Raw genomic sequence first — 18,006 nt, forward strand, 5'->3', positions numbered from 1 at the left:
TTTTGTCTATTCTCCCTTTATCTATTTATTGTTTCTCATACTTTCTTTTCAAAATATTCCAAATCCGGCAGATCATTATATGGGTTGCGAAAGGCATTCATTTCAATCAATGTGAATACATCAAACAACTCCTCAAAACATCTTAACCAGCAGTTCCATAAATGCTTACTCAGTAAACCAGAACTATTATGCAGCGCAATATAATCCAGAATCATCTGTTGCTTATAGAATTCCTTGCTTCTTTCATTTTTCAGTATCTCCAGATACCTTATCTTATATTTTGCTGTTTCCGAAGCGTCTGCCATATACTCCCGCTTGATCACATACATCCATCCCTTGACAAACAAAGCATAGCGTTTTTCTGGAAGGGAGGTCAGTAACATTGACAAATCTTCGCCATAATATTCTCCAATAACTTTCAACAAAATACAAGCAATAATGTAACTACACTGCTCTCTGAATTCTGTAATATTTTTCAATTGAAAGCCCTGCTGCAGGTTATCTTCCGATTGCGATTCTCCCAATTTTCTTATACAATTTAATGTAAAACTACGATACTCCTCGCGTACTTCAACCATGAGTGGAAGCGCTTGTCTGTTTCCACTTTTCCACCCTTCTTTAAACTGTCCATAAATCTCTATATAATTCTTATGAATATCAGAATTCTTTTCCTGAATCTGCTTTATCTGTCTGTCTATTTCGCCAGAAGCAATCCAAAACTGGTCAGATAAGTATTTCTCAACATTCAGAATTCCAAAAAGTTGGTTAAGTTTTTTAGAATTATTCCTCGCTTCCGGAGAATTCATCCTTTCCATTATTGCCTTGAGTTCCTCTGCACCAAACGGAAAGATTAATTTTCCATAAGACTCCCTTGCCATATATCCCCGTTTTACAAAATAATGAGTATAGGGCAATTCCTTACATTTTAAATACTCCATTTTCTGCCATGCAGGAATAGAGAATCTCTGAATCCCATATCGCTTTGCATCTTCCAGAATACGCTTTACCACAAGTACCTTAAATGACTGATTCACGAATATAAAGGGGAATATCTTTCCGCAGATAATATTAATCCTTATATTTCCATCGTCACTCATGAACAATGCCACGGTTGGAATATACTTCAACATCCATTTCAGGAAGTACTGCTGCAGATATTCCCCCGGACTCATCTCGCCGCTCACACCTGCATCATCCATTCCATAATAGGTTGCAATTTTCAAGGCTCTCTGACCGATTTTCTGAAGTTTTTCCTCCAACTCCTTCTTTTCTTTCGAAAAACTATCTGTAAGAATATACTGTTTTAAAATATCAATGGGATCTTCATGATCTTTTACCTCTCTTTTAATATAAATCGGTGTCAGAAATTGCTTCCATGGCGCGGAGACGTTTTCACGTTTTGAAACAATCATAAAACGATTGTCATTCGAAAAAACATCCGAGAAATTAATCACACCACTGGCATATCCTGTCACTTCAGTCATTTTCTGAAGATTTACCTCTGGCCGGTGTTCGATCTTAAACAGCACCGATCTGTCCTGCAATTCATTCTGAAGCCATTTCCCATATTCTCTCGCACATTCTAATGCTTCATTCCAACAGCATCTGGCTTCCTCGCCATTGTCACAACTCAGTCTGAATAATGGGTTGAATTCTCCTTTTTGTGCAAAGAAAGCCAGCATAGTAATAATCACTATGTTCTCTTTACACAGTTCAATTATCCTTTCTCTTATGTTATCAATTCTACGTCTTATATCAGCACTTGTAAATACTGTGTTTTGCTGATTGAAGGAAACTATGCCATTACATACCACGGAACTATTATACGCTTCAACTATCTCAGGCAAAGTATCAAATAATTCTTTTTTCTGTTTCAGACTGTTTTCAATCCCTTGTGTCACTTCATTCGGTTGGTTTTTATTCATTGCTCTTAGAATTTCATGAACGGATTCCAGCAACGGTTCATATATTTCCCGCAGAAAATATACTTTTCCTTTCTCGGTAAACCCTTTTCTGCTTAAATTAATATATTCTCTGGCAAGTTTTCCTTTGATATCAATCGACTGAATCAATTCGTTCCCAAAATCCGGAAGTTCTATTTCATCAAGTTCTATCCCTTTATAATATATAAGAACACCTCTGTTTACATCCTTATTTTCACAATGTCCATCCAATCTTTCTGTTTCTCTTTGTTCACTTTTCAGGAAATTCTTCATATTGATAATACAAAATGTACATAATTCATTATCCCAGAAATAAAAATGAGTATTCCAACAATCTAGTAATGCAATAGAACGATCTGTCTTCTCAATCAATATATTTTCACAGTATCCATTATTCTTATAATTATTGGTGTCTTTCCCCTTATTATAATAAAAGATCCAAGATTTGCCCGACCGATTCCATGCCCTGTCAGTAATTGTATTCTGAACAAACTGATTCAATGTATCATCCTTACAACATGAAGTAATATCTTTTAGATCATCGTACCATGTTTTATCCCCTCTCAGATTACATTTTAATCTTTTCAGTTGATTTTTATCAGATAGATTAAGCGGTATTACAACCCCTGGAACAGACTCAACCTTCAGATGAATCGGAAAAAGCTGTTCTCCGATCTGCTCGTCCAGATACAATGCCATCTGCGCCAGAAGTTCCGCAGAGTGGCGCAACGGTCGCAGCACCTCATAGTCCTGATCAAAATAATCCTTTCCGTCCCATGCTGCCGGATACAACTCATGTCGCATCTTTTTCTTCGCAGGTACAAAGACCTCGAAACAAGTGCCATATGCATCATCTTTTGTGTTAAAGGACTCTCTTGGTTTTACATTAATATATCCTTCATAATAATTGGATTTCACTGTTGAGAATGTGACTTCATATTTTTCATTACTTCTCGTAAACGTATAGCATTTGAATATATTCGTTAAGATAAATGCACTCTGTAAACCGATTCCGAATTCGGCTGTAGGTTTCAACCATTCCGGCATGTCCGTAATAATATGGCGGTCTCGTTTCCTGCTGTTTCCCACTTTGGCTATATTAAGTATACTCTCTTTATCTATTCCCGTCCCAAAATCTTTAATCCTGACCTTAACTCCATACTGCCATTTCTCTTTATTCTTTTTATTACGCAGATCGATAAAATCCTCTTCCGTAATCGGGAATTCATCCCGACGTTCATTCCTTTTGATAATCTGCATTTCAATCTCAATCGGAAATATATCTGTAGATAAAATATTCTCCAGTTCATCCGGAGACATCTTTTTTAGTTCATCTCTCGACCGATAATATCCCCAAGTACGAACACATTCCTGCCAATATTGCATTTTACTGGCATCTATGGCATTCTGAAGGAATTCTCTCAAAAAGACAAATTGCCCCTTATACACATTAGAACCCTCAAGAATTGCAAATGCCTTACTCTGAGAGATATGAAACTGTGTAGCCACCAGTTCTTCTGGAATCTGCATTCCATCCAGGTACAGTTTAACAGAATCAACCGTAGGCAATGCCCCACTGAAATTCCTGGGACAAATCAGCATCCAGTTATAACCCGCTTCTTTCAGGATGCTCTTCAGGATATCACATTCTTTTCTAACCAGACGCAACGCTTCCTGCGAACTACAATCAGCCTCAATGGATATAATGTCAGGCCTTATGTAAAGTCTCCGGATGGCCTGATGTTTCTCATAATGACGCTCTGAAAGTTCCGGAAAAACGCCGACAAATTCCTTGGTCAAAGGATGAAACCGATCATTGTCCATATCCAGAATATCGCCTAATTGTAAAAGTACCGCAACAAAACGAGGATGTAGATAATCAGAGACATATCCGTTATCCTCCTGCGGCAGGTTCATAATGTGTTCAAAATCAGAATCTGTATGAAGACCCGCACACTTTGCAATCAGTAAAAATATCCTTTGCGGAATACCCGCCATAGAAAATCCAGTGCCGAGTTTCTCGGATTTTAAAGTCCACTCAGTCAGACGATCCTCGGACATGTTTCCATGCTCCGTCCGCCTGAAATTAGCAATCAGATGAAGAATTCCATAATATACTGACAGTTTGTCAGCGTACAATTTCTTCATCTGTTCTTCTTTACTATCTTCGTCATCATATTCATACTTTGTCTGCTGAAGCGCTTTTACTGCTTTTTGAAAAACAACATCATTTTCATCCCCAAGTTCCTTCACCATATCGAGGAACTTTTCATTTTTCACAATCTCTTCCCGATCCGTATGTGTAATAACCATCCCGATGTCATGAATATAGACTGTATGGAGCAGCATAAAACAATCCGATGCTGACAATTCTCCAATCCTATTCTCTCCCAGAATCATCTCAATGTTATGAAGAACCGTATTGGCATGGGACTCATCATGCTTGCTATAAGTTGGAAATGAACTCATAGTTGCTTCAAGAAGCTGTGAAAGCCAGCGTTTATTCTGACACCATGCATGCCACAGGACTTCATTTCGCTCAGTATGTTTTTCATTCAGATAATGCCTTTCCAATTGCCCTTCTATGGTCAGATGCTTTTTATTTTTCTTTTTCTTGCCCATATTGTCTCCTGCCGTTCTTTTTCTTCTTTTTCCTATGTATACAATTAATCTTTAACGTTTTTTCTGATTCCCTGATAGAATGTCAGATTCCTTCTCTATCACGCTCATGTAGTTTTTCTGTAATATATCTACAACAGAAACTGAATTAGACAGGCTCATCCGATTATCATTCTCCATAACTTCCTGGAATCTTTTCGCGAATTCTTCATATCTTTCATCTTCACGCAAAGCATAACTCATCTCCCTATGTAGATTACATAATGCGAAATACGTAGTGCTCCTCTGTATCAGTTTCCCACCAAAATTCTCATTTCTGGCGTAATAACTGAGCGCAACTGACATCACAGAGAAAAACAACCCAGCCCCCTTCATCACAGGCTCATAATTATCGAAGAAAAAGCTTATGAATATCAGGACAGCCGCCACCGGATTCAAAAGTGATAATGCCAGATTACACCTGCTGACGCTCTTCTCATATAATTCTCGTTTTTTCTTATATTCCAACAAACGCTCATAGACATCATGTTTTAATTTTGTAAACTTTTTATCCATATTCATACATCCTCATTAAATAAAAAATAACTTTTTCTCATTATTGTTCTTACCGTCTTCTGTACTTCCTTCTTCCAATCACAGTAACTGCTAACTTCGCTCTCTTCAATAACAACGCCTTCTGCCAATCCCTTCAGCACCCGGACGGCACGGTCAATCTGTTCTTTGTCACATATATTCAGCAAATCCATATTCTGCACCTCCCTCGCCGAATCATTCGATGCGTCTTGAATCAGCATGTGTGTAGGACTAAGCAGATATTTTCCCTTTGGCGGTTCTTTGTTCACGTCTTTATAGTTCAGTTCTTTTTCCGTAAACTTAAGTTCAGACACCGTAAAAGCTGTAAAAGGCGGCAATAATATCTCTTCTTGATATTGATAGGGATTATCAATCAGCACGTCATTCATAACAACGTATGGAATCGAATCTGCAATCTCATATTCAAGAAGCAGAAGCCCATCCTTTTTCAGGAAATAATCTTCAACTTTATCTTTTAAGGAGCATGATGTGAAAGCAAATGTGGCATGATTATCAACCATTGCCATAGACTGCATCCGGTCTTTTCTGAAAGCATGGATGCTGCCTTTGCGTCTGTTCATACGCTGATATTTACACATTACTGTGAAGATATCACCGTATATGGCTATCAGTTCGCTCATATTCTCCAGCAGATGTATGGGGATTTTCTTATTCTCATGGCATATTCGTGTTATCTCGTTATCCATTCCGGGATATAATAAGAGATTCAGGATATGATATGCTCCTTTGGTTTTGTAGAAAGGGGAATTGTATTTTATTGATTCCGCTTCTGTAGTGGTTATGTAATGTAATAGGTCGCCTTGATAGAAACGTAGGCTATTTAACTCTTGCGAAGTAATTATGACATCCATAGATTAGATTTCCTCATATCTTTCCCTATTTAATATTATTCACATGGAAAACATTTTGATGGTAATTCTCAGAACAAAAAAGGCAAGCAAATAAAAGAGCATCTCACTCCTTTATTCCTTACCTTTGAAACCATGTCTAGTTTAGCATATTTTTTTAATTATCTCAATAAAACTTGCAACATTCTTACATTTTTTCCCACTAATCTTCCACTTCTTCCCCCGCCAATTTCAGAATATCATCTATCTCTTTCTCTGTAATCCCAAGGCGCTCTGCCACTTCATCTACCGCTACTTTTCTGCCGTATTCCTCGCTCATGCTCTTGATAGCCTCGTCCAGTTCGGATACTCTTGCTACCATCTTCTTATCCTGACGTCTAGTCTCCGTCTGTGATTCGATCAAGGCAAGCATTCCGGCACGAACCTCTTCCAGAACCTTACCCTCATCTTCTTTCCCGTCTGCATAAGAATTCAATGCCAGCATCAGACTGATGCTGCCTTCCTGAACCATATCGCCGATAAAGACTTCCGGATGGTGCAGTTTTATGGCTTCATCTATTACCTTGGGAAGGTAGTATGCCATACGTGCATCTTCTATATTATTTCCCTTTAACTGGTCGATATCTCTTAAGTATTCTTCAATATACGACTGCTCCTCCTGACTTAGTACGGATGGTTCTTCTTCCTTTTCTTTTATGGTTCCACCCCTCTTCACATAACCTGTAACCGCCATCTTCTGGGACATCAGATACTCACATACCAAGTCTGTCTGCTCCTTAGAAAGACCATCTTCTTCAAAATACTTCTCAACTTCTTCCAATGCAATTCTTCCACCCTGGTTCTTGGCCAGTTCCAGTATCCCGCTTAATTTCTCTCTGAACTCCAATTTATCTGCCATGATAGACTGCCTCCAATCACTTCATACTTCATTTGGAAATATATTAGCACACTCTTTTCCCCACGTCAAAAAAATGAGCCAGCATCGGACTTTTCCAACACCAACTCACCTTCATTCATTTGTTATTTCCCAGCCATCATCCAAGTCTCCGGATATTACATTTGTCAATTAATAAATGTATCAGCACCTTAAAATTCCCTGCGCATCAGAAATAGAATGCCGCCGAATAACCCCATGATAATCCCTGCGTAGATTGCAGCGCACATAAGATTAACGATGCTCTCCCCTATAGACATTCCGGTCACAGCACAAAAAGCAAGCCCCAGTATCATCGTACCAACCGTCCAACTGATAATATTTATCGTAAGAAATAAGTCTACCCTATTGGTCAGATTCCACAGTTTCTTCATACGTTTCTCTCCTTCCCGAATGCATGATCTATTATCTTTATAAATGCATTATAGAGAAGGATTGTTAAAACCAATCAATCCTTTATGCAAAATCTATGTTAATTCTGTTTGCAAAATAACAGGCAAGGGACTTTATATAAGAATCACCTTGCCCATCTCAATTCTTCAAACCTATCTCACAATCACCGTAGGATATCCCGCCTGCTTAAGCCTCCGCTCCATAGCAGCAGCCTCGTTCAAACTATCGAATCCACCAACCTGAATACGCAGATACGGACCAGAATCATCAATGAACGCCGGATATTCCTGCTCCAGCAATTCATTCAGAAGCCTCTCTGCATATCTTCGATTCCGATAAGCACCAACCTGAACACGATAATACTCATTCTCCACTGCACCCGCAGTATTCAAAGTATCCAGAATTCCTGCCGCGATCGCCTGTGCAATATCATTGAAATTATCATCGAACAACTGATTATCCACATCCGAATTGATGAATCCAACCTCTACTAACACTGCCGGCATCCGGGTCCTTCTAAGTACGACGAGATTCGGGCGTGCCTTTACTCCCAGATTCACGAATCCAATGGTTTCCAACTGGTCATTAATGTCCAGTGCCATCTGATACTTAATGCCAGACAGATCATACACAAGACTCTCTACCCCCGACACTTCATTATCCGTCGGAAATGAATTCCTGTGAATCGATACGAAAAAATCTACCCCCGCATTATTCGCCAGCATCGCTTTCTCGTAAGGTGTCTGATATACGTCTGTGGTTCTTGTATATTCCACGTCAATTCCATTGTTCTGAAGAATCTCTCCGATTGCCAGAGTGAGTCTTAAGGTATCATCTTTTTCCTGGCGGCCATTGTAGACGGCTCCTGGATCGCGTCCACCATGTCCGGCATCTAACATAATTGAATAGGGCATACTTTTACCTCGTTTATTTTATTCTATATTAAAATATGCCTCATTCTCCCATTGTGTTCCTTGTTTCATATATGAGCGATATCATGCTAGCGAGATAATAAAAGTAACTAAAAACTGGCGGACGCATCACTACGCCCGCCAATCTACATCTTCTATATAATCCCGCTTATGTATCCTTTCATTAATCTTCATTCACCAGCAAGACCTTACCCTGTACCAGTCCCGGAGTCTTGAACATCTGGAATGCCTCCTGTGCCTGGCTCATCGGCACTTTCTTGAATACGAATGCCGGATCGAACTTCAACTGTCCCGTTGCAAAGTAATGTGCTGTCAGTTCCCACTCTTTGCCCGGGAATGGCGCACTGTAAGACATCCATGATCCGGTAAGTTTGAACTCTTTACGGTTCATGTTCTCCCACATTGCAGGCGTGAATGTAAGATCGACATGCGGAGTTCCGATAAAGCATACATGTGCCTTATTCGCAGCCAGTTCGAATCCCATACGCATAGTTACCGGCTGTCCCGCCGTCTCGAATACATAGCCATATCCTTTGCTGCCAGTAATTGCTTTTGCTTTCTCCATGAAGCCTTCTTCCAATGTATTGACAACTTCATCTGCACCAAGGCGTTTTGCCATCTCCAGACGCTCCTCGCTGATATCGAACACAACAACCTTCTTGCTTCCGAAGATCTTCGCCCACTGCATGGTAAACATACCGATCGTTCCGCCGCCAAGTACAGCAACATAGTCTCCGCCTTTATAATCATTGCAAAGCACACCGTGAAGCGCAACTGTAGAAGGTTCAAACATAGCGCCCTGCTCATAGGAAATGCTCTTATCGAATACAACTGCATTCGTTGCCGGAATTACAACGTAATCCGCATTGCTTCCCTGCTGTCTGGAACCGATAAAACTATAGTGCTTGCACAGAGAATAATTTCCCTTCTGGCAATCATCACATTTCATACATGGAAGAAGCGGCGCGCCAGATACCCTATCGCCTACCTTGATATTCTCAACACCTTCTCCGACCTCTACCACATCGCCAGAGAACTCATGTCCTAATACGATTGGGTAGAAATGTACTCCGTTATGCAATACTCTTGGGATATCAGATCCACAGATACCAGATGCTTTTACTTTCACTTTGATAGTACCCGGTTCCACCTGCGGCTCTTCAATCTCCTGATATTCTACAACTTCATTTGCTACTACTACTGCTGCTTTCACTTTTACATACCTCCTGATCTACGCATGGTTTCCTTCAAATTCCTATATAACTCCAGATAAATCTCATAATTTTTATCATAGACAGCTTTCACTTCCGGATTCGGCTTATGCTCTCTCTTAATCGTTACCGTCAGATCCACCGCATCCTGGAAATCTTTGTACAGGCCAACTCCCACACCTGCCAGCATAACTGCTCCAAGCGTCGTAGCCGTATCAGAATCCGGCACTACGATTGGTTTGCCAGTAATATCGGACTTAATCTGGGTCCACAACAGCGAGTTCGCGCTTCCGCCCATGGCTCTTAAGACTTCCGCAGATGCGCCCGCCTCTTCTGCCACCTCCAGATTATGTCTGAGGGAATACGCCACACCTTCCATTGCCGCGCGCACGAAATGTCCCTTTGTCTTACTGAAATCCATACCATAATATACGCCTTTGGCATGTGGGTCCCAGATTGGGGTTCTCTCCCCGGACATATATGGGAGGAAGATCAATCCGTCAGAACCAGGCGCCACCTTTTCGGCAATCTCATTAAACTGAACCAGCGAACTCTTCCCCAGTTCCTTCGCCATCACACGCTCATAGTCTGCGAACTCTCTTTCCAGCCACCGCATGACACCGCCGCCGCCAGTCGTGCCGCCCTGAATGATCCAGCAATCAGGAACTGCATGATAACTTAAGATAAGCCTTGGGTCTGCCTTATAGGTATCGATACAGATACTCATGCCTCCAGCCTGTCCGCCCTGCTCCTGAGTCTCCCCATTATGTAAGACGCCTGCTCCAAGTGTACCGCAAGCCGCATCCAATGCACCGGCAACGACTGGGATTCCTTCCACCAGGCCGCTCTGCTCTGCCGCCTTCTTCGTAACCGTTCCCACGACTGCGTGACAGGCACTGATCTTAGGAAGGAATTCTTCCGGAATTCCCATTGCTTTACGCATATCATCATCCCAGATACCTTTTTCCATATTAAAGCAATGCCATCCATAACTCTGGCAGATATCCTGTGATACCTGTCCTGTTAGCCGATAGACAATGAACGCATTAGACTGAAGAATCTTATACGTATGCCTATATACTTCCGGGAGATTCTCTTTATACCACAATACTTTCCCAGTTGTGTAAGGAGCTGTCAGCGAATTACCACTTACCCTGAATATTTCATCTTCCCCAATCTCCTGGTTCAGTCTGTCACAGATATCTTTGGCTCTGGTATCCATCCAGATTGGCGTTCTGGTCAGGACATTTCCCTCTTTATCAATCGGTATCGCAGACCAACTCTGACCATCTACGCCGATACCTACAATATCTGCCGGATCTACATTCCCCTTCTGAATACATTCTTTGGTTGCCTTGCAGACAGCGCCCCACCACTCATCCGGGTCCTGCTCTGCCAGCCCAAGCTGCGGATAATACACATGGTAATCCCCATTGGCTGTTGCAACCACTTCGCCATTCTTTCTAAATATCGCAATCTTACAGGCACTGGTTCCAATATCAATTCCCAATAACAATTCTTTCATAGTCTTCCTCTTTCTGCTATTCGGACATGCCTTAAGCCTTATTCTCGCATCCACATACCTTCATACGACTCTTAACCAGTTCTTTTACAGCCGGAATACCAACTTTTCCGAATGCCTTCGGATCGAATGTTTCAGGTTTCTCCTTTAATAAATCTTTTACTGCATCTGTATACGCAACTCGAAGTTCTGTTGCGAAGTTCACCTTGCAGATACCTCTCTTCACACAGTCCATAACATCCTCATCAGACAGGCCGGATGCGCCGTGAAGAACCAACGGAATATCTACCACTTTGCGGATCTCAGACAGCCTCTCTTTATCAAGCACTGGTGTTCCTACATAGAAGCCATGTGCAGTTCCAATTGCAACTGCCAGAGAAGTTACGCCTGTTCTCTCTACGAATTCTGCCGCCTGCGCCGGATCTGTATTCGTATCACCGTCTGCTTCCAGATCATCCTCTTTTCCTCCGACCTTGCCAAGTTCCGCTTCTACCGGAATATTATTCGGAGCTGCAACTGCAACTACTCGCTTCGTTACGTCGATATTCTCTTCAAAACTCAGTGCGGAGCCATCAATCATAACAGATGTATATCCTTCCTTAATCGCACGTACAGCCAGATCAAAACTGCTGCCATGATCCAGGTGAAGCGCAACCGGAACAGATGCCTTCTTTGCCTCTGCCGCTACGATTCCCACGTATGTCTCCAGAGTACCGTATTTTACTGTTGACGGAGTTGTCTGCAGCATTACAGGTGCATTTAACTCTTCCGCTGCTGCGATGACCGCCTTTACCATCTCCATGTTCTCAACGTTGAATGCTCCTACCGCATATCCACCCTCCTGAGCCTTTAATAACATTTCCTTTGATGTAACTAATGACATATCTTCTCCTCCTTTATTTTGCAAATATATTACTGATCATATAGTTATGCTTGGTTGCGTAATTGTAATCCTCTACGAAGGTTACCACACAGTCCTTCGCTAACGCAGACGCTTCTGGCTTAAGGCTGCCTGCCAGGATCTTACTGTACTGGCGCGGCATATACTGATGCAGCATGTTCATTGGAATTCCGGTCTCGTTCAGATTCCTGAATAATTTCCGGATCGCTTTTTCCATCTCTTCATGATTCATATAGTATCTGCAACGATCGGAGAAACTGTATTTTCTTGCCAGTTCTTTCTCCTCATCCGTTCCATGATAATGCTTCTGCCAGTTGCCCGGCGCCGCAAGCATAACATTTTCCATTACATCTATAAAGTTAGCACGTTTTTCCTCTACAATCAATTCCTTTTCCATAAGACTTAATGCAAAAAGCCCTTCCCGAAGCCCATAGGTAAGCGCCGGACCGACCTTCAAGATTGCGATGCCATCTTCTACCATCTGCTTCAGGCTCTCCGGAGTCTGATAATCCGTGGAATGGCCTTCGAACACAATTCCGTCGTATTTCTTAAGCGCCCCACATAACTCTCTGGCATTGGCACGATCGTACTGGAACACATCCGCATCTCCGAACTCTACCCCAGGCTGTACCACCACACCGATAATATTCTCGAATGCATCCGGGATTCCATGTCTTACGAATGTCTCCTGATATACCTGCACCGTTTTTTCAAACGCTTCCGGTTTCGTAACAGAGATGGAATCCTCTTCTTCTTGCGCACCGCCCGGAATCGGCACCTCGCTTCCGATGACGAACACCGGACGCACTTCCTTCGGATTCGTCTTCAGCAGTTCCTGATATGCCTCTTCGCACGCCTGATATAAAGTCACGCCGCGCTCTGCAATCACTTCATCGCTCAGCATCTCATCTGCCGGATCGCCGGAGAGTTTCATGCTGGTATCCAGATGGATCTTCTTGAATCCCGCCAATACAAATTGCTTCACCAATTCTATGGAATTCGCCATCGCTTCTTCTTCCGGAAGCGTTACCCAGGTCAATGGTCCAAGATGATCTCCCCCAAGTACGATCTGCTCTCTTGGAAATCCAACCGAATCTGCGATCTCATAGACAAACTGTGTAAAATCCGCAGGTTTCATCCCCGTATATCCGCCGAATTGATTCACCTGATTAGCCGTTGCCTCGATCAAGATATAATCATCGAATCTCTTCGCCTGCTCCAGAATGGCTTCAATCGCCAGTCGGTTCGCAGTACAGTAAGATGGCACACCGCAGGTGATACCGGCTTTACGTTTCGCAATCATAGTTCTCATAATATCTTTCATAACTATATTCTACCTCTCCTTTTTATCTTCACCCAAACTCTATTCCATTGGATAAATGCACTCTATCCTCTGCTTCTCAAACTCATCCAGCCACTTCTGCGATGGTTTCCTATCCGTCACAATCTTCGTGATTGCAGACCAGTCCGTGACCTTTACAAATGCAATCTCGTCGAACTTCGTGTGATCCGCCACCAGAATCCGTTCTTTTGCTGCTTTCAGCATCATCCTCTTACTGCTTGCATCCTGCTCATCATAGTCTGTAATTCCTGCATCCAAATGCAGTCCCTTGCAAGAGACAATCGCCTTATCCACATGATACGAACTGATCATCTGATCCGTATGCGGTCCTACCAATGCAAATGATTTCTCCCGCGCTACTCCTCCGGTAGAGATCACCGTCCACTCCGGCATATCGAACAAATCGACAATAATCTCCACAGAATTCGTAATCACCGTCAGATTCTTCTTCTCTCTCAATCCATTCGCAATGTAAACCGCCGTAGAACTGACATCCAGCATAATCGCTTCCTGATCCCGTACCATCTCTGCAATCAATCCGGCGATCTTCTTCTTCTCAACCACGCATTGATTCTTCCTTATATTAAAAGGAAGCCCAAAGACATTCTCTTCATTCAGCACCGCACCGCCATAACTCTTGATTGCCAGCCCCTCATTCTCCAATTTCTCCAGATCCCTGCGGATCGTTTCTTCCGTCACCTGATACAACTGACTCAGTTCACTTACGACAACTCGCTTCTCTTTCTGAAGTTTTTCTAGAATTCCATTCCTTCTCTCTATCGCTAACATTACAACACCTCTTTTCCGTTTTGTTTCGTGTTGTTTTTCATCTTGCTTGTGCTTGATTGCATTGGTTTTATACACGATTTTTTGTTTTTTGTTGTTTTCAAATTGATATTACCACATAAATCAACATAAATCAACCCATTTTTATGTGGTTTTTATTGTTTTATTATTAACAATCACGTCAAAACACAGACAAATGGAATTTAACAAGTGGTGACCGAAGCCGGGAGGGGATACCTGGGGAACTGCACTGGCACAATAACGTATATGATGCGACAAAAAACAAATATAGATTTTCCTCCACCACCACACTCTCTCGCAGGAATCCTCCCGTGTAAGAAAAAGCGGGAGGCATGGGAATGTCAGGTGCAAGAAAGCGCATGGGAATGGTTCTAAGACCGTGAAGCGAGTTGTATAAGCCGTTAGCGTAAAAATACCAGCAGATTGGCATGAGACTTTGGCTTCAAGCCAAAGTCGAAAGAGTACCCGAACTGCGAAATCATCAAGATTTCGGAGTGAGTGTACTCGGTTGCCACTCTGCTGGTATTTTTACGGTTACGGCTTATTAACGAGCATCCCGGTTTTAGAACCATTCCCATGCGCCTTCTTGCACCGTCCACTTTCCATCCCCATTTTTCCTACATCAATTCCCCCTCTTCTCCACCTCATAATACTCTCTCAGACACTGATACCCCTTTTCAAATCGTACCTTCTGCTCCTCATACACTCCCTGCACATCCTGATTCGGCACAAAATCTCTTACCTGTTTCACAAACTGATGAATCACCGTAAAGTCTTCAAACACGCCAACTCCGACTCCCGCAATCACCGCAGCCGCAATAGAAGTCGCCTCTTCTACATGATCAAGGCGGTGAAGGTTTACATTGAGGACATCTGATAAGATCTGTGCCAGCACATCACCTTTCGCCCCGCCGCCGGTTAACACAAGATCTGTAATCTCGGTGCGTTCCTTCTGTGCTTCCAGGATAATGCTCAGATTCATTGCCACACCTTCTAATACTGCCCGAATGTAATCGCATTTCTCATGCTCCATCTTAATTCCCAGGAAACTGCCTGATGTATCCGGATTCCATCTTGGGCTTCTTTCTCCCAGCATATATGGAAGGAATACCAGACCTTTTGCTCCTACCGGAGATTGCAGGACCAACTGATTCAATATATCATATACGGATTCACCCTGCTCTTCTGCCAGTTTCTCTTCTTCTTTGCACAGGGCATTCTTAATATAAGAGTATGAGCTCCCTGCTGCCTGCATCGTTCCGCACGGCATGTATTTACCCGGGATTACATGTCCGAAGCAGATCAGCGTCTTCTCTTGATCCAGGAATACTTCATCCGTTGTTCCGGCAATCCAAGAGGAGGTACCGAAAGACAGGAACATCTGCCCGGACTCTATACTGCCCGCACCCAGTGCCGAACAAGGTCCATCTCCGCCGCCACATACTACAACCGTTCCCGTCGTAAGACCAAGGGCTTCTGCTGCCGATGTACTTAAGCTGCCAATTACATCCGTAGACGCATGGAGTTCTGGCATCTTATCCAAACTAATGCCTGCTGCCTCAAGAACCTCCCCAGACCACTTAAGCCTCTTCAGATCGAACGCATCTGTACCGGATGCCTCTGAATAATCCGTCACAAACTCACCTGTCAGCCGACAGATAATGTAATCCTTTGCCAAAAGCATCTTATAAGTCTTCTCATAGATCTCCCGCTCATTGTCACGAATCCACATTAATTTCTCAATACTGTAACTGGCGCTGACGCGATGCCCATTCAACTCGTACAGCCGTTTAGCACCAATCTTCTGCACCAACTGCTCCGCTTGCTCTTCCGCTCTCTGATCCGCCCAGATCATCGCCGGTCTTAAAGCATTTCCTTCCTTATCAACTACGACACACGCCTGCATCTGCGAGGAAAATGAGATCGCAAGCACCGCCTTGGGATCAATGTCCTCTACAATCTTTCTTGTTGCAGTACATACAGCCTCCCACCAGTCTTCCGTGTTCTGCTCTGCATAATTCTTATGAAAAAAATGAACATCATACGGAATGGTATAACTTTTCACCAGTTTTCCTTCCGTTGAAAATAAAGACGCTTTATCACTTGAAGTTCCCAAATCATGTGCAATTAGATATCTTTCCACTTCTGCCACCTCTCTTATTCTTATTACACGCACATCCGCCAAAACACTGTTACGGCACTCCGCTCCTTTGTCCCTGGCAAACTAAGTTCTTACACGCACATCATATTTTTACGATGCCATTATAGCATACGCTTTCCGAAAAGTAAACTACGAAATATATTTTGCTTTCGTACGAAACTTTTAATATTGACTTTAGCAATATTCCATGCTATTATAATATTGATCTTTTACCAAACTATGAGATCAGTTAGGAGGGAGCTTAGATGAATGAACGACATACTGCTCTTCTGGAATACATCACGCAACATGGCAAGACAGAGGTCGGCATCCTTGCCGAGTATCTTCACACTTCCAAGGTAACCGTCCGCAAGGATCTTGATTACCTGTCCGAGCGGGGAGTTCTAAAACGCGAACGGGGATATGCCGTCCCCAATGATCCGGGAGATATTAATTATAGAATGGCTTTCCACTATGACAGAAAACAGAAGATTGCAAAAAGAGCCGCCACATACGTACAGGATGGAGAGATGGTCATGGTCGAATCCGGCTCTACCTGTGCATTATTTGCAGAAGAACTTGCCAAGACCAGACAGAACGTAACACTGATCACCAATTCCATGTATATCGCCAGTTATATCAAAGATTATACGAATATCCAGGTGATTCTCTTAGGCGGAACGCTCCAGCCAAAGAGCCAGTCCCTTGTAGGGCCGCTGACGAAGAACGCCGCCAAAGCATTTCACGTGGACAAGATATTCATCGGTACGGATGGCTACTCCCGTACTTTCGGATTTACCGGTGATGATCTGATCCGCTCTGATACCTTAAGCGAGATGCTCACTTCCGCGATTCACACTTATGTGCTGACAGACTCAGAGAAATTCAGCCATCCCGGCTCTGTTTCCTTCCTGGAATTGAAGAATGTACATGAAGTCATTACTGATTCAGGCATCCCGACATCAGAACAGGAATACCTGACCAGGCAAGGAATCGTCGTGACTTTGGCATAAAGATCGCCATAGAAAAGTTGCTATAGAAAAAATCGCTATAGAATCTGTGTATTACAGATAAATTATATTTTCAAAATATTTCAAAACGTTTCAACAGGAGGTAAATATGAAATACTTATTAGACACAGCCAATCTTGAGGACATCCGCCGCTACTACGAGATCTTTCCAATCGCAGGGGTAACATCCAATCCTTCCATCGTAAAAAAAGAAGGAAAGATTGATTTCTTCGCCCATATGAACGAGATCCGTTCCATCATCGGCACCGACAAATCACTCCACATCCAGGTGACTGCGCTGGATACTGCCGGCATGTTAAAAGATGCCGATCGCATCTTGACCAAAGTGGACAAAGATGTATATATTAAGATTCCTGTGAATATGGAAGGTATCAAGGCAATTAAAGAGTTAAAATCCCAGGGAGTGAATGTCACCGCCACTGCAATCTACAGTAAGATGCAGGGTCTTCTTGCTATGGAGGCTGGCGCAGACTATATCGCGCCTTATTACAACCGCATGGAGAATATGGGACTCGATCCGGAAGACATTATCGCATCTTTTGCAGAGATGATCGCACTGTACGATTATAAAACCACTATTCTTGCAGCAAGTTTCAAGAATGCCGGACAGGTGAACAAGGCTCATCTGGCAGGCGCGCAGACCGCAACCTTAGACCCATCCATCCTTGTGGCGGCGCTTAAGCAGCCTTATATCGAAAAGGCCGTGGCTGATTTTGATGCAGATTGGAAATCCATTTATGGGGATTGCACAATTGCGGAACTGTAAAGGGAATTTGGGAGTATGAAGAG

14 protein-coding genes are annotated in these 18,006 nt (G+C 42.8%); 2 read left to right on the plus strand and 12 right to left on the minus strand.

The window, feature by feature from the left end; all coding sequences use genetic code 11:
* Positions 1-35: 35 nt before the first annotated feature.
* The 12 genes from ACQRBN_RS01735 to xylB form a co-directional block, all read right to left on the minus strand.
* Positions 36-4,565: an HD domain-containing protein gene (locus ACQRBN_RS01735; protein WP_427737195.1), complete on the minus strand. Its 4,530-nt coding sequence runs from the start codon at positions 4,563-4,565 to the stop codon at positions 36-38.
* 51 nt (positions 4,566-4,616) lie between these two features.
* Complete coding sequence (locus tag ACQRBN_RS01740; protein WP_427737196.1) at positions 4,617-5,117, minus strand: hypothetical protein; 501 nt, start codon at positions 5,115-5,117, stop codon at positions 4,617-4,619.
* Between the two features lie 2 nt (positions 5,118-5,119).
* Positions 5,120-5,776, minus strand: coding sequence for a hypothetical protein (locus ACQRBN_RS01745; RefSeq protein ID WP_427737197.1), 657 nt, complete (start codon positions 5,774-5,776; stop codon positions 5,120-5,122).
* 430 nt (positions 5,777-6,206) lie between these two features.
* Entirely contained in the window at positions 6,207-6,902 is a 696-nt protein-coding gene (locus ACQRBN_RS01750) for a sigma-70 domain-containing protein (RefSeq protein WP_427737199.1), read from the minus strand.
* A gap of 188 nt (positions 6,903-7,090) precedes the next feature.
* On the minus strand, positions 7,091-7,312 hold the full coding sequence (locus ACQRBN_RS01755) for a hypothetical protein (RefSeq protein ID WP_427737200.1): 222 nt from the start codon (positions 7,310-7,312) through the stop codon (positions 7,091-7,093).
* Positions 7,313-7,483: 171 nt separating this feature from the next.
* Positions 7,484-8,245, minus strand: coding sequence for an N-acetylmuramoyl-L-alanine amidase (locus ACQRBN_RS01760; RefSeq protein ID WP_427737201.1), 762 nt, complete (start codon positions 8,243-8,245; stop codon positions 7,484-7,486).
* 181 nt (positions 8,246-8,426) lie between these two features.
* Positions 8,427-9,476, minus strand: coding sequence for a galactitol-1-phosphate 5-dehydrogenase (locus ACQRBN_RS01765; protein ID WP_427737202.1), 1,050 nt, complete (start codon positions 9,474-9,476; stop codon positions 8,427-8,429).
* A gap of 2 nt (positions 9,477-9,478) precedes the next feature.
* Positions 9,479-10,999 carry a xylulokinase gene (locus tag ACQRBN_RS01770; protein WP_427737203.1) on the minus strand — a complete coding sequence of 507 codons (1,521 nt, stop codon included), beginning with the start codon at positions 10,997-10,999 and terminating at the stop codon, positions 9,479-9,481.
* Between the two features lie 31 nt (positions 11,000-11,030).
* Positions 11,031-11,879 (minus strand): class II fructose-bisphosphate aldolase, encoded by an 849-nt coding sequence (locus ACQRBN_RS01775; protein ID WP_427737204.1) that lies wholly within the window; start codon positions 11,877-11,879, stop codon positions 11,031-11,033.
* A 13-nt stretch (positions 11,880-11,892) separates the two neighbouring features.
* Complete coding sequence (locus ACQRBN_RS01780; protein WP_427737205.1) at positions 11,893-13,221, minus strand: class II D-tagatose-bisphosphate aldolase non-catalytic subunit; 1,329 nt, start codon at positions 13,219-13,221, stop codon at positions 11,893-11,895.
* A gap of 39 nt (positions 13,222-13,260) precedes the next feature.
* Positions 13,261-14,028 carry a DeoR/GlpR family DNA-binding transcription regulator gene (locus ACQRBN_RS01785; protein ID WP_427737206.1) on the minus strand — a complete coding sequence of 256 codons (768 nt, stop codon included), beginning with the start codon at positions 14,026-14,028 and terminating at the stop codon, positions 13,261-13,263.
* 640 nt (positions 14,029-14,668) lie between these two features.
* Entirely contained in the window at positions 14,669-16,189 is a 1,521-nt protein-coding gene (gene xylB, locus ACQRBN_RS01790) for a xylulokinase (protein ID WP_427737207.1), read from the minus strand.
* 263 nt (positions 16,190-16,452) lie between these two features.
* Here xylB and ACQRBN_RS01795 point away from each other — a divergent pair, with 263 nt between their 5' ends.
* Both ACQRBN_RS01795 and ACQRBN_RS01800 read left to right on the plus strand, forming a co-directional pair.
* Positions 16,453-17,199: a DeoR family transcriptional regulator gene (locus ACQRBN_RS01795; RefSeq protein ID WP_427737209.1), complete on the plus strand. Its 747-nt coding sequence runs from the start codon at positions 16,453-16,455 to the stop codon at positions 17,197-17,199.
* A 106-nt stretch (positions 17,200-17,305) separates the two neighbouring features.
* Positions 17,306-17,983 (plus strand): fructose-6-phosphate aldolase, encoded by a 678-nt coding sequence (locus ACQRBN_RS01800; RefSeq protein WP_427737210.1) that lies wholly within the window; start codon positions 17,306-17,308, stop codon positions 17,981-17,983.
* Positions 17,984-18,006 lie beyond the last annotated feature (23 nt).

Origin of the sequence: Bariatricus sp. SGI.154 (genome assembly GCF_050313795.1) — a bacterium.
Lineage (GTDB): Bacteria > Bacillota > Clostridia > Lachnospirales > Lachnospiraceae > CAMBRQ01.

What these genes read in the sequence shown, in the direction of transcription:
- ACQRBN_RS01735 (WP_427737195.1), bottom strand. Translation starts at nt 4,565, where the DNA reads ATGGGCAAGAAAAAGAAAAATAAAAAGCATCTGACCATAGAAGGGCAA.
- ACQRBN_RS01740 (WP_427737196.1), bottom strand. Translation starts at nt 5,117, where the DNA reads ATGGATAAAAAGTTTACAAAATTAAAACATGATGTCTATGAGCGTTTG.
- ACQRBN_RS01745 (WP_427737197.1), bottom strand. Translation starts at nt 5,776, where the DNA reads ATGAGCGAACTGATAGCCATATACGGTGATATCTTCACAGTAATGTGT.
- ACQRBN_RS01750 (WP_427737199.1), bottom strand. Translation starts at nt 6,902, where the DNA reads ATGGCAGATAAATTGGAGTTCAGAGAGAAATTAAGCGGGATACTGGAA.
- ACQRBN_RS01755 (WP_427737200.1), bottom strand. Translation starts at nt 7,312, where the DNA reads ATGAAGAAACTGTGGAATCTGACCAATAGGGTAGACTTATTTCTTACG.
- ACQRBN_RS01760 (WP_427737201.1), bottom strand. Translation starts at nt 8,245, where the DNA reads ATGCCCTATTCAATTATGTTAGATGCCGGACATGGTGGACGCGATCCA.
- ACQRBN_RS01770 (WP_427737203.1), bottom strand. Translation starts at nt 10,999, where the DNA reads ATGAAAGAATTGTTATTGGGAATTGATATTGGAACCAGTGCCTGTAAG.
- ACQRBN_RS01775 (WP_427737204.1), bottom strand. Translation starts at nt 11,879, where the DNA reads ATGTCATTAGTTACATCAAAGGAAATGTTATTAAAGGCTCAGGAGGGT.
- ACQRBN_RS01780 (WP_427737205.1), bottom strand. Translation starts at nt 13,221, where the DNA reads ATGAAAGATATTATGAGAACTATGATTGCGAAACGTAAAGCCGGTATC.
- ACQRBN_RS01785 (WP_427737206.1), bottom strand. Translation starts at nt 14,028, where the DNA reads ATGTTAGCGATAGAGAGAAGGAATGGAATTCTAGAAAAACTTCAGAAA.
- ACQRBN_RS01795 (WP_427737209.1), top strand. Translation starts at nt 16,453, where the DNA reads ATGAATGAACGACATACTGCTCTTCTGGAATACATCACGCAACATGGC.
- ACQRBN_RS01800 (WP_427737210.1), top strand. Translation starts at nt 17,306, where the DNA reads ATGAAATACTTATTAGACACAGCCAATCTTGAGGACATCCGCCGCTAC.